Annotated in this window: 9 protein-coding genes; all 9 read right to left on the bottom strand. The window is 57.6% G+C overall.

Annotation, left to right across the window (positions count from 1 at the left end):
* Positions 1 to 131: 131 nt before the first annotated feature.
* The 9 genes from VIJ98_RS00615 to dppD all read right to left on the bottom strand — a co-directional run bounded on the left by VIJ98_RS00615 (position 132) and on the right by dppD (position 14,024).
* Entirely contained in the window at positions 132 to 1,136 is a 1,005-nt protein-coding gene (locus VIJ98_RS00615; RefSeq protein WP_323271862.1) for a glycosyl hydrolase family 8, read from the bottom strand.
* A gap of 9 nt (positions 1,137 to 1,145) precedes the next feature.
* A complete protein-coding gene (gene bcsD / locus VIJ98_RS00610; protein ID WP_008104594.1) occupies positions 1,146 to 1,592 on the bottom strand; it encodes a cellulose biosynthesis protein BcsD in 447 nt (148 codons plus the stop codon).
* On the bottom strand, positions 1,592 to 5,395 hold the full coding sequence (locus tag VIJ98_RS00605) for a cellulose synthase subunit BcsC-related outer membrane protein (protein WP_323271861.1): 3,804 nt from the start codon (positions 5,393 to 5,395) through the stop codon (positions 1,592 to 1,594). The genes bcsD and VIJ98_RS00605 overlap by 1 nt, the downstream gene beginning before the upstream one ends.
* Positions 5,396 to 5,406: 11 nt before the next feature.
* Complete coding sequence (bcsB, locus tag VIJ98_RS00600) at positions 5,407 to 7,944, bottom strand: cellulose biosynthesis cyclic di-GMP-binding regulatory protein BcsB (RefSeq protein WP_323271860.1); 2,538 nt, start codon at positions 7,942 to 7,944, stop codon at positions 5,407 to 5,409.
* The gene (gene bcsA, locus VIJ98_RS00595) at positions 7,941 to 10,046 is read right to left on the bottom strand and encodes a UDP-forming cellulose synthase catalytic subunit (protein WP_008104601.1); all 2,106 of its coding nucleotides are present in this window, start codon (positions 10,044 to 10,046) and stop codon (positions 7,941 to 7,943) included. The genes bcsB and bcsA overlap by 4 nt, the downstream gene beginning before the upstream one ends.
* 54 nt (positions 10,047 to 10,100) lie before the next feature.
* On the bottom strand, positions 10,101 to 10,901 hold the full coding sequence (gene bcsQ, locus VIJ98_RS00590; RefSeq protein WP_061719335.1) for a cellulose biosynthesis protein BcsQ: 801 nt from the start codon (positions 10,899 to 10,901) through the stop codon (positions 10,101 to 10,103).
* The gene (gene bcsO, locus VIJ98_RS00585; RefSeq protein ID WP_323271859.1) at positions 10,892 to 11,566 is read right to left on the bottom strand and encodes a cellulose biosynthesis protein BcsO; all 675 of its coding nucleotides are present in this window, start codon (positions 11,564 to 11,566) and stop codon (positions 10,892 to 10,894) included. The genes bcsQ and bcsO overlap by 10 nt, the downstream gene beginning before the upstream one ends.
* Before the next feature lie 474 nt (positions 11,567 to 12,040).
* Positions 12,041 to 13,048, bottom strand: coding sequence for a dipeptide ABC transporter ATP-binding subunit DppF (dppF, locus tag VIJ98_RS00580; protein WP_008104607.1), 1,008 nt, complete (start codon positions 13,046 to 13,048; stop codon positions 12,041 to 12,043).
* Positions 13,038 to 14,024, bottom strand: coding sequence for a dipeptide ABC transporter ATP-binding protein (dppD, locus tag VIJ98_RS00575; protein ID WP_008104610.1), 987 nt, complete (start codon positions 14,022 to 14,024; stop codon positions 13,038 to 13,040). Before dppD ends, dppF begins: the two co-directional genes overlap by 11 nt.
* Position 14,025 lies beyond the last annotated feature (1 nt).

The following is a 14,025-nucleotide window of genomic DNA, read 5'->3' as shown; positions in this document are numbered from 1 at the left end:
TAGGGTCGCCATTCATGGCGACCACGCGGATGAGTTGCAGATTTTGTAGGGTCGCCATTCATGGCGACCACGCGGATGAGTTGCAGATTTTGTAGGGTCGCCATTTATGGCGACCTGGCCAAAGACAAGACTTACCTCTTTTCCTGATAAGCCATCCAGGTCAGCAACTGCAGGCTGGCGGAGAAGTAGTTTTGATCCGGCGCGAGACGGTCATTGAGGTAACCGGTTTGATTCAGCGTCAAATCGCGGATCGCTAACAACCCCCCTTCCATGTTGTACGGCGCTGGCGTGTTGCCCAACACATCATACCAGGCGGGCGTAGTCATGCGCGCCGAGCCTTGCCAGACGCGCTGGAACGGCACCAGACGCAGGCTTTGCGCATCGTACCACCAGATATTCAGCGGAATACGGATCGCGTCATAGCTGAAGCGGTTGGAATAGCCGACCGCCGGTGCCACTGAACCATCGGCATTCAGCGCCACCCAATCCAGCGGCAGGCCGGTTTTACCGAAGTGCATATCACCCAGCAAATCCATGCCGTCATCAATCAGCTCATTCCAGATGCGCAGATGACTGTGTTCAGCAAACTCGCGCCAGGCCTCAAACAGGAAATAGGAGGGATTGAGCACCACATAGCTGGTTTTGTTGAAACCCTGTGCGCCCGGCAGCATCACTTTGTGTCCGCCGTAGCTGATCACATTCAGCTTCACGATCGCACGCTGAATGCGGTCGGAAGCTTGCTGGTAATCACCGCCCCACTTCTGCGCCGCACGCTGCAGCGCCCAGGCAATCAGTACATCACCATCGGACGCGTTGTTTTTGTCGGCAATCGGATTGGCAGCACCCGGCGTATAGCGCCAGTAGAACAGATCGTTTTGCGGATTGCGCAGATGAGTGCGCGTCCACTGCCACAGCTGATCGAAGGTGGTGCGATCGTCATGCGCCACCGCTAACAACATGCCGTAGCCCTGACCTTCGGTATGGCTGACATTGTTATTCGCCGTATCGCTGATACGGCCATCGCTGCCCATAAAACGGCTTTTGTAGGTACTCCAGCCATCTGCGGCTGCCTGCGCGCTAAAAAACATCACCATGAAACACAGCATCCATTGACGCCAGAACCGCATCACTCTCATTACAGCTTCCTATTGATATCGATAGTGCAGCGTGCCGCCGTCGTTGTTCTCAAGCGTCACCGGTACCGCCGCGCTGCCACCTTGTGCCTGCAGCCATTGCGCATACACGCCCGCCAGCACTGCGCTCAGCGCCAGCTGCCAGCGTTCAACACCAACGTTGCTGTCGCCCTGCGGCAGCGCGTGGTGCTGAATCAGAATGGCATTCTCCTGCGGCTGTAACTGCACAAAGCCCCAGTTAAAACGCGCCAGCTGCAAATTCATTTCACGCTCCAGATCCTGCACGGTGCGCGCGTCAGGTAAAGGATAGCGCGTTGCCAGCGATACGCCGACGCCGTTGAGGAAGCCTTCCGCTTCCTCGCCCGCGTTGTCCAGCATGCTCTCAATCATCGCGCTCACCAGATCAAACCAGCCCGGCTGATGCGGATGGCTGACACGTGCGGTTACTTGCTCACTCATTAGTAATCTCCGAACATGTAACGGAAGTACAGATTGGCTGTGCTTTCGTTGTAATCGCCAAAGGTGTCGTAGCCTAGCTGACCGCCCACGGTGACATCTTTGTTGATCTTATAATCCGCACCGGCATGCAGGTTGTAGCCAATGCCGTTTTTGCTCTCGCCGCTGTAGAACACATCCTTCACGTAGCCTTGGTCGGCCAGACTTTGCAGCTGTGCCTGCAACGACGGGTTATTCGGGAAGTAGGCGCTCTTATCCTGGCTGTAGGATTGATAACCCACCGAACCGCCGACGTTCACTTTCAGATCGTCAAACTTGCGGCTGAACTCGATAGGGAACGACACCGACGCATAGTTCTGCGGACTGAAGTAGCCGCCCTGACCATAGCTGAAGTAGCTGAGGTTTTTCGAGTAATCCATCCACGACAAACTCATGCCGACTTTCAGCTCGCGATCGTCGAGATGATACGGACGCACATACGCGCCTGCAGTCGCCTGCACGCTGTTGTTGCTCGCCACGTTTTCGCCGATGTAGCTGTACGCGCCGCCGCCAACGTAGAAACCGGCATCGCCGTTGTCATAACTCAGCAAGGCGTTACCGCCGTTTTTGGTCACGCGGCCCCAGCGTTTACCGCTGGTTTTGTCTTCGACACCGACATACGACAACAGGCTGTCGGTCATCGCGCGGCGTTCACCGGTGAGGATCAGCGTCAGGAAGTCGGTCAGCTTCGGCGACCACTGCACGCCACCCACCAGCGTACTCAAGTCTTGACCGAGCGGCGTGCTGCCGAGGTCAATCTTATAGCTGTCGCCCTTCAGCGCCATGTTCAGCTCTACGCCGGTCGCGGATTGCGAATCGGTGGAGGAGTTTGGCGTATCGTCAATTTTCGCATCACCCGATGCCACCACTTGTCCCTGCACCAGCGAGTTGGTGCCGAAACGACGCCATGCGTCGCCACCGGCGCTGCCTGCGGTGAGGGAAATCGGCGTCATGGTGAAATCGAAGCGCGCATCGCCAAACGGCACGGTGGAGAAAGTCAGTGGCGCTTTGGCTTCGGTGAGTTTGCTCAAGCCTGATTCGCCATCACGACCGCGCACCTGCATTTGACCTTGCACCCAGGTGCCGGTTTTCTCTTGCAGATCGTCCATCATGTTGTCGATTTGACGCAGCGTCTGGCTTTGCTGAATCGCCGGCGTGTTGCTCGCCAGCGTCACGCCTTCGGCGCTACTGGTGGCCGCTGGTGCCGACTGCCACGGCATCACCGCGCCATAGCTGGACGGCGAACGACCCACCGGCGAAGTGCCGCGATTGATAAACGGATTGTCGGCCAATGCCAAACCACCGACGCTTGGCACGCTGCCGGTTTCTGCGCCCTGCAGACCAATCAGCTGGCCGCGCGCGGTGCGCAGATAGCTCATCGCCTGGCTGTGTTCACCGTTGGCTTCCGCCACGCGGGCTAACAGCAGCAAGCGATCTGGCGACTGCTCATTGCGCAGGCCGCGCGTTAAGGTATTGGCTTTGTTGACGTCATTCTGCGCCAGCGCCACGTTGATGGCACCGGTGCGCGCGTCTTGCGTCGCGGTATCCTGCGTCATCAGGTAGTCGTACACCACGCCCGCTTCTTTGTTCATCTTGCCGGACTGATAAAGTCGCGCCATGGCGAACATCAGATCGCGGTTCTGCGGATCGTGCTGCAGCGCGCCCACCAGCTTGTCGTAAGCGGCGGCGTACTGTTTCTGCTCACGCAGACGATCCACTTCGTTGATCACGTAGCCGTTGCGGATGCCCGCCAGCTGAGTTGGCGTGCTGCGTGCCTGCAATTCCGGGCTGCTGAGGAAGCTTTGCGCTTCGGTGTTCAGACCGGCCTGATTCAGCACCGCCACCTGCGCGGCGTAATCACCGGCGTTGCCCTGAATGCCGCGCTGCATGTTGCTGCGCACCACGGAAACGGCAGTGGTGAGATCGCCCGCTTTCGCCAGCTTCTGCGCCAGATTACCGGCATCAACCGGATTGGCTGGCGGCGTCGATGCCAGCGCACGCAAGGTGTTGGCCGCTGCCGCGTTCGAGCCCTGCGCCAGATATTGATCGGCGGTAGCCATCTGCAGGTTGAAATTGACGCGCTGCGCCAGCTCGCGCATATCGCTGTTCTTGCTGCTATTAGGTATGCGCGACAGCAGCAAACTCGCCTGCTGCCAGGCGCTGCTTTCACTGGCGTTTAACGCACCCGCGTAGAGTTCTGTCGTGCTGGCACCGCTGCGCATGGTCGGCTGCATGATATTTGCTGCCATCATGTTATCGCCCTGCGCGCGGTAGATACGCGCCAGATCGAGACGCAGCCAGCCATCGTTAGGATAGCGCTGAATACCCGAGGTCAAGGTGGCGATAGCCGCGCTGTTATTGCCCGCCGCCACTTCACGTTTGGCCTGGGCACGAATCGGATCGGTGCTGCTGCCGCGCGGTGCCACGCTTTGACGCACGCTGTCGGGCAGTGACGCCAGCAAGGTGTTGGCTTCTGCACCACGGTTCTGCTGACGCAGCACGTAAAACAAGCCTTCTTTGGCATTGCGGTTATTGGCATCGCTTTGCAGGATGGAACGATAGGTTTGCTCCGCCTGATCGAGCTGATTGCTGCGACGCTGCACATCGGCGCGGAACAGTTTGGCGGAGACGCCTTTCTCACCGTCGGCCTGCGCCAGCGGTTCGCTCAGCGCCAACGCCTGCGCGCTATCACCGTTTTTCAGCGCCTGCTGCGCGGTGGCCAGCTGCGCGTAGAAGCGGGCATCGGCGGCCTGCTTCTGGCGCGTGTCGCTTTGATCGCCACCCAACTGCGCCGCGCGCGTCAGGTAATCCGCCGCTTCGGCATAACGTCCGGCACGCTGGGCGACATAGCCCATGCCGGCCAGCGCATCCGCATCTTGCGGGTTGGCTTGCAGCACTTTCTCAAAGTTGTTCTGCGCGTTGCTGACGTCGCCGCTGTTAAGCGCGGTAAAGCCCGCCCCCTTCTCCGCGCCGCCGACGTTTTTACGGTAGTAATCCAGCACCGCGTTGTCTTGCGGATGGCGCTGCTGCCAGGTTTGGTACAGCGACGCATCGGACGCCTGCGGACCGAGCCACAACAGCGCCTGACGCAGCGAACGGTCCGCTTCTTTGTTACCGTCCGCCAGGCTGCCGAGCACATCAATACCCTGACGACGCGTTGATTCCTGATAGGTCAGCGCTTTACCCAGCGCCAGTTTGGCACCGGTATCCTGCGGATGATCGGCGGAGAACTGACGCAGCGCTTCCACCGCCTGTGGCAGCAGCGAACGATCGCCCGCCATGGTCAGATAATATTCGGCTGCTACGCTCGGCGGCGGCTCGTTGCCGCTGAAGGTGTTACGCCAGGTTTGCAGCGACGCCGCGATGTTGCCGCTGCGTGCCTGCTGGCGCGCCAGCTGCAGCTGCGCCTGCGGAATGGTTTGCAGCTGGCGCGCGTTATCCAGCTCGGTGAGATGCGGATCGTTCGGCGAGGCCGCGCTCAGGCGCGCACGCCACTGCGCCGCTTCCGCCGTGCCGCCGCTCTGCTGCGAATAGAGCGCCAGCAGATAGAGCGCCTGCGTGTTGTTAGGCTCAACCATCAGCACTTTCTGCAGCGAGGCTTTCGCCAAATCGTCATGCGCTTTCTGGTGCCAGTACGCCGCCTGATCGAACAGCGCCTGTAACGCAGGATTAGTGCTCTCCGCCGCCAGCAGCGGCTGAGAGAGCGTCAGTGCCCCACCCAGAATCAGGGCATGACGAATACCGGCACTTAACAGATGTTTTTTCATTGTTTTTATCCTTACTTCTTGCCGGACTTGCTATCAACTTTTGGGTTGAGACGACGCCACGCATGACGTTTCAGCATCACCCATGCACCGCCGCCGACCAACGCTGAAAGCAGCAGCGCCGCCAGCGCCATCAGCACAGAGTGCTGGTTGGCATACCACACCACCATCATGTACCACGGCATTTCGCCGCTCGGGAATTGCGGGCCGACGCGGAAGCTGCGAATGCCGTTCTCATCAGTGATGATGGCGGTATCGCCGCGAATACCGGCGTTGATGCGCGCGGAATTCAGGTCTTCATGCAGGCGCAGCAGTTGCTGATCGCTGGTCGCCACCGTCATCACCACTAAACGATCCGGGTTCCACGGCGAGCGATAGCTGACAAAGCCGCGCCACGCTTCGTTGGACGAGAAGTAACGATCGGCATCAAGCTGCTGGCGATACCAGTCGCCGGTCAGCCAGCCGCGCAGTTTGTCCCAGGTGTTCGGCTCTTTCACACCCAGCGTGTTGCCACTGGTATCAAACGGCGTGTTGGCCAGCATCGCCTGGTTAAAGTCGTTGTTCTGCGTGGTGCTCACCGCCAGCAGATCGCTCTGCTGCAGACGCGTCATGTTGGTGCCGCCGTTTGGCAGACCAAACAGCACCTGGTTTTGCAGCAGCGGTACGCCGGTGGCGTTACCGGCGCGGGAAGCCATATCCAGCAGCGTGGCGATCTCCGCATCGCTCGGTTGTTCCGGCAGCAGCAGCGTGGTCTGCGAGAAGTCCGCCAGACGCGAGAACGGGAACGAGGCGCCCACAAAGTAAGAGAGGTTAGGCAGCATGGTGAAGTGGCGCGTGTGGCTCAGATCGATCCACGAATCCTCTTCGATGCGGCTCTTAATGTTGTTGTTCAGCAGCACGCCGCACGGTGCATCCGCTTTCGGCTTGATGTTGAAGTAGAGTGCCAACTGGTTGTCACCGTAAATCAGGTACGGTTCGAGCTTCAGGGTGTAATGCTCCTGACGCGCGTCACCGCCCAGACGATGCCAGGCGCTCTCCAGCAAGCCGACTTTATTCACCGTCAGGTTGCGCAGGAAGGTGCCGTTAATCATCACGTTGAGGAACGAGTTATTCTCGTCAATCCAGCTTTCAGATGGGAAGCGATAGTGCAGCTCCACCGGAATGGTATCGCCATCCCACAGGAACAGATCCGGCGCGGCGCGGAAGTTGACGCTCAGCGCATCGTGCCAGATGCCGGTGGTGGTCAGGCTCTGGTCTTTGCGCAGCAGTTCGCTCAGACGCACCGGACGCGTGGTGTTGATCCAGCGCGGCGCATCGTACGGCTTACGCACGCCAATCGGCTGCGGCTGCACGTTCAGGCTGCTGGCATCGGTCGCCAGCGGCTGAGTGGTTAAACGGTTAGCGGCCTGACGCAACTGATCGTCATTCGCCCCCACCACCAGCAGCAATTTGTAGACCGGATTGTTGGGGTTATCGATCACCTGTAGCAGCGGGCCGTTGGTGGCTGGCAAAGTCACGGTGCCAATCTTGTCGCCCGGATGCCCGATCAGAATGCCGTTGTGTTCCGGCAGATCGCCGCGCACCACCGGGAAACGGATGCCACGATAATCCGACTGAATGCCCATCCACGATGCCACCAGCGCGGCGGCGCTGATGCTGTCCGGCGCGGCATTGGCGGCAAAGCCAAAAGTGACGCTGGCGGGCGTCATGCGCTGCGCATCGATAAACGGACGCGGGAAGTTACGCAGGCTGGTACCGATGTTCAGCTGCTGGCCTTCGAGGCTCAGCGTGGTTTTCGGCAGAATCGATACCTGATACTGCTGCGCGCTCTCTTTCTCACACAGCAACTTGTCGGCATCGTTAATCTTGAAGCTAAGGTTGTTGCTCGAAACCACCATCGCCGCCGGAATATCCAGCTGGTAATCGCTGACATCGCTGTCGCTGGAGCCCAGCGGCAAAGTGCCAAGCGGCTGACCATTCAGCATCAGCTGCAGCGAGGTGTTGCGTGCTGCCAGTGCCGCCGAGACGCGCAGCGACAGATTGAGGCGCGCGTTGGTGATCACTTCATCGCTGGGCAGCGTGAACACGATACCGGATTGCAGCTGGCCGCCGGTCAATGTGATGCCGCGCGGCTGGCCCATCTGCGCCACCGAAACGGTGCTGCTGATCGGCTGGTTAAGCGTTGTGGAAACCGTATCTGGCATCACCGCCGGTGCGGTTGGCGCTACCGTTGGCAGCACCATTTCTGGTGCGGCTACAGGTGCAGGTTCGCTGGCGGCCGGTTCGGCGGGCGTTTCATTTACCGTTGGCGGTGCCGCTTCCGGTGCGGTTTGTGGTGCTGTTTCTGGTGCGGTTTCTACTGGCGCATAAGGTGCCGCGCCTGCCGCCTGCTGCAGCTGTTGATCGGCCGCACTTTCAATGCCTTGCGGCGGCGGCACGTCAGAAAGTGCACCGCTATCCTGAGTGACCGCCGGGGTTTCGGCCCACGCTGGCGCGAGCAGCAGCGCCGTTGCCAGCGAGCTTGCCAGCAACGTTTGCGTCAAATTCTTCATGCAGCGCTGTCCTCTTTTGCGGCGGGCTGGTTGTCACGCTTACGCTTCTCACGGCGATCTTTCCAGGTCAGCCAGAACAGCTCAAAGACGGTACGAATAATAGTGCCAAGCGAAACCAGTGGATTGTCTTGCTTATATTCCGGCTGAATCCACGCATCCGCACGCGCCAGCACCACGCGCACCAATTCACGACGGCGCGACAGCGGCATATCGCCAAAGCGCAGACGAATGCTCTCTTCATCGCCAGAGATTTTGCTCACCGGAATGGTGATGGTGCCCGATTTCAGCAGCAGATCGATCTCTTCAATTTCATCGTGTTCGTGACGATTGTCCGGCGCATCCAGCTGCGCGCCACCCATCGACAGATCGCTGGTTTTCGTGCGCGACGAGATGCCGCTGGCGTAGTGAATCACCGCCGGAATCTGCACTTCAATACGGATAGTTTTACGCACCTGCTTGGTTTCACGCGCCACGGCAATCGCCGCCATCAGGATAATCAGGCTGAACACCGCCCAGCCGACGTTGAGGGCGATAACGTAAGGATCGACGCCAAAGTAGTCATGCGCCGTGGCACGTACCACGCCAGCGATGATGCCAATCGACAGCAGCACCGCGACAATCACGTGTGGACGCACGATGTGGAAGTCGAAGAAGCCCTGATCGAGCAGGCCGCCTTTATCCGTTACGTTAAACTTGCCGCGCTTCGGTGCCAGCATGGTCAGCAGCGTAGGGATAACGAGGTGGAAGCACATCACGGTTTCGTAGATCTCGCCCCAGAAGGTGTAACGGAACTTGCCGTTCATTCGTGAGTTGACGTAGAGCGACATCACCAGATGCGGCAAGACGTAGGCGAAAATCAGCGATGCGGATGAGTGAATGATATTCAGGTTAAACAGCAGATACGCCAGCGGTGCCGTCAGGAACGCCACGCGCGGCAAGCCGAACTGGAAGTGCAGCATGGCGTTGAGGTAGCACAGACGTTGCTGCCACTTCAATCCACGGCCAAACAGCGGGTTATCGACGCGGAAGATCTGCGTCATGCCGCGCGCCCAGCGGTTACGCTGTACCACGTGCAGACCAAGACGTTCAGTCGCTAAACCGGCCGCCAGCGGAATCGCCAGGAAGGCCGAGCCCCAACCGAGACGCTGCATTTTCAGTGCGGTATGCGCATCTTCAGTGACGGTTTCCACCGCAAAGCCACCGATCTCTTCCAGCGCGCTACGGCGAATCACCGCACAGGAGCCGCAGAAGAAGGTGGCGTTCCAGTTATCGTTACCCTGCTGAACCGGGCCGTAGAACAGTGAACCTTCGTTCGGGATGCTGCGTGCCGCGCGCAGGTTACGCTCGAACGGATCCGGCGAATAGAAGTAGTGCGGGGTTTGCAGCAGCGCCAGCTTCGGATCTTTCAGGAACGGACCGACCGTCGCCTGCAGGAAGGTGCGCGTAGCCACGTGATCGCAGTCGAAGATGCAAATCAGCTCACCTTTGGTGATCTTCATGGCGTGGTTGAGGTTACCGGCTTTGGCGTGATTGTTATCGTCACGGGTGATGTAACCCACGCCGACGTCAGCGGCAAATACCGCAAATTCACTGCGCTTGCCGTCATCCAGCAAATAGACCTTCAACTTGTCGCGCGGGTAATCAATACACTGCGCCGCCAGCACGGTATCACGCACTACATCGAGGCTTTCGTTGTAGGTTGGAACATAAACATCAACCGTCGGCCACAGGCTAGTATCATCTGGCAAAGGTTCGATGGTGCGTTTTAATGGCCAGGTGGTTTGCAGGAAGCCGAGAATTAAGATCAGCCAGACGTACAGTTCGGCCAGATATAAGCCGATACCGAGAATCGCTTCGATCTCAGAATTAAATTGCAGCGTCTCCGTGGTGCGCCACCAGATATATCGGGTCGACATCAGCGCGGATAGGATAACCATGACGATAGTTATTTTGCGGCTTTTGCTGAAGCCCAGTAAAAACATCATGCCGATGCTGATTAAGCCAAATATATATTGCTTCTGGCTGTCCATAGGCGTGATGACGATTACCGCCGCCACCGGTGCAAGCACCAGCAGCAGCAGGTAAAACCCGAGTTTACTCATGATTCACCCTGAAGAAGCTGTGTTGTTATTATGTGGCCGGAGACGGCCTCATTATTAATAGTGGCTGCGAATAGGTGCCTGAACTTCGCCGTTGCCCACGGTGATATTCAGGATATTGGCTACGCGTTTTGCCACTAATTCGATATCAAACGCAGCTGCAGAAGCTGGGCTGAAATCATAAACAGATTGTTGCGAGGCATTGGCTTCCGCGACACTTTCATCACGATGTACCACGCCTAATAAGTTCTCACCCAGGCGCTGCTGCATAAAAGCGGTGACTTCACGGCTAATATTGCGGCGATTGTCGCTCTGATTAAGCACAAAATAATGACCACGCTTATTATTTAGCGGCTGACCAATCATGCGGTCATTTTCAATTTGCGGCAGTAAAGAGACCGACGCGGTATCCGCTAACATCACCACTAAATGCATATCGGCAAGTGCCTGCATTGCTTTAAGCGCTGGACCCGGACCCGGCGGAAAATCGGCGATAATCACCAGCCCCGGATAATTCAGTACCGTATCCAGACCGCGTTTCAGGAAATGCGGATCTTTTACCAGGTTCTCTTCAAAACGTTCACGCTGCTCTTCGCTGACTTCGCCATAAGGCATGACGAAAATGTTGCCGCCGGTGGTCAGAATCGATTGGCTCCAGTCAGCCTGATCTTCAGAGCGCGCGACAAAGCCGCGACCATCATTCAGCGGTACACCGAAATGCAGGCGCAAGGCGTTCTGAACATCGAAATCGATTGCCAATACCTTGCTGCCAGCGCGAGCCAGACTCCACGCAAGGTTGGCCGCCATGGTGGTTTTCCCTACTCCCCCTTTTGGCGAGCACACACAAACTAACGGCATAGCGCAATCTTCTCCAGTAGCGGTTTTAACGGTGTTTCTTTTGACAAATTAGCAGGCTCGGCGGGACGCGAGCGGAACAGCGCACCAAAGCGAGACGGTGCGGGCGCAGCCGGACGTGGCGGTTCAACCGCGGCGGCAAAGGTGTGCGCAGGGGCTGGCGCGATCGGCGCTGGAGTTGCCGGTACAGGCGCGGCAACAGCAGCAGGCTGAGTAATCGGTGCGGCGGGTGCGGCGACAGGTTTGGACGGTGGAAACAGTGAGGTTGTCGCCTGACGCTCGACCAACGTGGCTTTCGGCGCTAATGGCGTAGCAGACGACACCGGTTTAGCCGACGGCGCGGGCGGAAACAGCGATGAGCCGGTCTCCGGTTGGGCGGCAGCAGTCGCGTTCAGGCTGTCGAGAATCGATCCTCGTGCCGGGCTGGCTGGTGCAGCCTGAGTAGGCTCCGGTGGTGCGCTAAATTCATCCCCGCGAATCGGATGCGGTTGCGGCATATCGATGCGCTGGCCGCTACCTAATTCAGGCTCTTGATCGGTGGTCAACTGACGCAGTAACGCCCACTGACTTTGATCGGCTTCATGCGATTGACCGGACATATCCTTAAAAGCGATATCAAGCGTCTGCGTTTTCTCTTTAAAACGCTGCAGATCGTCGTAATTCTTCATGATCAGAGCCTGTAAAAGCGGGAGGGAATTTTCCGCGAATATATCACACACATTAAAAGACGGTGAGACAAATCTGATTATTAAAACGCCGCATTCAACAAAAGAATTCTATCTTAAAGATTGAAAAAACGGGCATGCAAGAAGCGTGCAGTTATTTATTGACGGGTATTAATTAGTATCAATTAACAGAAATAATTACGCAGGGGATTTTAACCTAAGCTACTGAATTTTCTCTACTGCGCTGCAAGTTATGGATTTTATTTCATTGTGATGCCGCTCACGCAATCCTGACGCAAATAAGAATTTGCCTTTACGCTTTAAGTCCTAATCAGGACCAATTGATCACAGATGCAGTGGCGTAATGCTTTTTGCGTGGCTTTGGCGATAACAGGTTTTGTCGTTAATTAATCTGATGTATTAAGGATAAAAGAAAGGCTCCCGCAGGAGCCTTCAATCATTTATAGCGGTAATTTATTACACGCCCACCGGCTGGTTCTCATCCTGATCCACCGCGAAGCAAGCGATTTGCTGATCGCCATACTGCTTCAGCTTTGGCTGCAGCTGAACGCAGGTGCCAAAACGACGACGGCAGCGCGCGTTAAACGCACAGCCCGGCGGCGGATTGAGCGGGCTCGGCAGTTCGCCCGTGAGCTTGATGCGCTCGCGGCGATCGTCCGGGTTAAGACGTGGTGTCGCCGACAGCAGCGCCTGCGTGTAAGGATGGCGCGGATTGCTGAAGATCGCCTCTTTGCTGCCCTTCTCGACGCAGCGGCCGAGATACATCACCATCACCTCATCGGCGATGTGTTCCACCACCGACAGGTCATGCGAGATGAAGACGTAGGACAAGCCTAAATCCTGCTGCAAATCCATCATCAGGTTAAGCACCTGCGCACGTACGGAAACGTCGAGCGCGGAGACCGGCTCATCGGCAATCAGCACATCCGGGTCGAGCATCAAACCGCGCGCAATCGCGATACGCTGACGCTGGCCGCCCGAGAACATGTGCGGATAACGATCGTAATGCTCGGTTTTCAGGCCAACCTTCGCCATCATCTCCAGCGTTTTTTCTTTGCGCTCCGCTTTAGTCAGCGAGGTGTTGATTACCAGCGGCTCTTCCAGAATCTGGCTGATTTTCTTACGCGGATTGAGCGAACCGTACGGGTTCTGGAACACAATCTGGATTTTCTGACGACGCAGTTTCTGCGCCTGCGGATCATGTTTTAGCAGATCCTGACCGTGCCAGAACAGCTGGCCTTCGGTCGGGGTTTCAATCATGGTCAGCAAGCGGCCCAGCGTGGATTTACCACAGCCGGATTCACCCACCACCGCCAGCGTTTTGCCGCGTTCGAGGTTGAACGAGACGCCATCCAGCGCTTTTACCAGACGTTCCTGGCCAAACAGACCTTTCTTCACCGGGTAGTGTTTTTTCAGGTCAATAGCCTGCAGCAGGTAATCCTGCTTATCGTTATCAAGACTCATAAGTCGGTCTCCCGGCATCATCCAGTGGGAAGTGACATTTGGCCTGACGGCCCGGAATGTCGCGCAGCTCCGGCTCTTCGCGGCGGCAGCGATCGGTCACATACGGGCAGCGCGGATTTAACAGGCAGCCGGTTGGACGATCGTATTTACCCGGCACCACGCCAGGCAGCGAAGCCAGACGCGCTTTATCGGCGGCAAACTCCGGCAGCGCGCGCAGCAATGCTTGCGTATACGGATGACGCGGCGCTTTGAAGATATCCACCGCTTTACCGCTTTCCACCACTTGTCCGGCGTACATCACGATGATGTGCTGTGCCGCTTCGGCCACCAGCGCCAGATCGTGGGTAATCAGGATCAGCGCCATGTTCTCCTGCTTCTGCAACTCCAGCAGCAGTTCGATGATTTGCGCCTGAATGGTTACGTCGAGTGCGGTGGTCGGCTCATCGGCGATCAGCAGTTTCGGTTTGCAGGCAATCGCCATCGCGATCATCACGCGCTGGCTCATACCGCCCGACAGCTGGTGCGGATAGACATCCAGACGCGATGCCGGGTCGGGAATGCCCACCTGATCGAGCAGATCTATCGCGCGCTGACGACGCGTACGTTTGCTGCCGCCCTGATGCACCTTCAGCGCTTCCATGATCTGGAAACCGACGGTGTAGCACGGGTTGAGGCTGGTCATTGGGTCCTGGAAAATCATCGCTACTTCTGCGCCCACCAGCTGGCGGCGCTCTTTTTCGGAGATTTTCTGCAGGTCGCGCTGATTGAACTCCAGTTTTTCCGCCATTACGCGGCCGGGATAATCAATCAGGCCCATAATCGCCAGTGAACTCACGGATTTGCCCGAGCCAGATTCACCAACAATACCTACAACCTGGCCTTGCTCGACCTGATAGCTGATGCGGTCAACCGCACGGAACGGTGTTTTTTCGTCGCCGAAATGCACCGATAACTTGTCTACATTTAATAACGCCATC

The organism is Pantoea sp. S18 (genome assembly GCF_045689705.1).
Taxonomy (GTDB): Bacteria; Pseudomonadota; Gammaproteobacteria; order Enterobacterales; family Enterobacteriaceae; genus Pantoea; species Pantoea symbiotica.
Note: the sequence above shows the minus strand (reverse complement) of the source record. Positions and strands in the feature narration are given on the sequence as shown.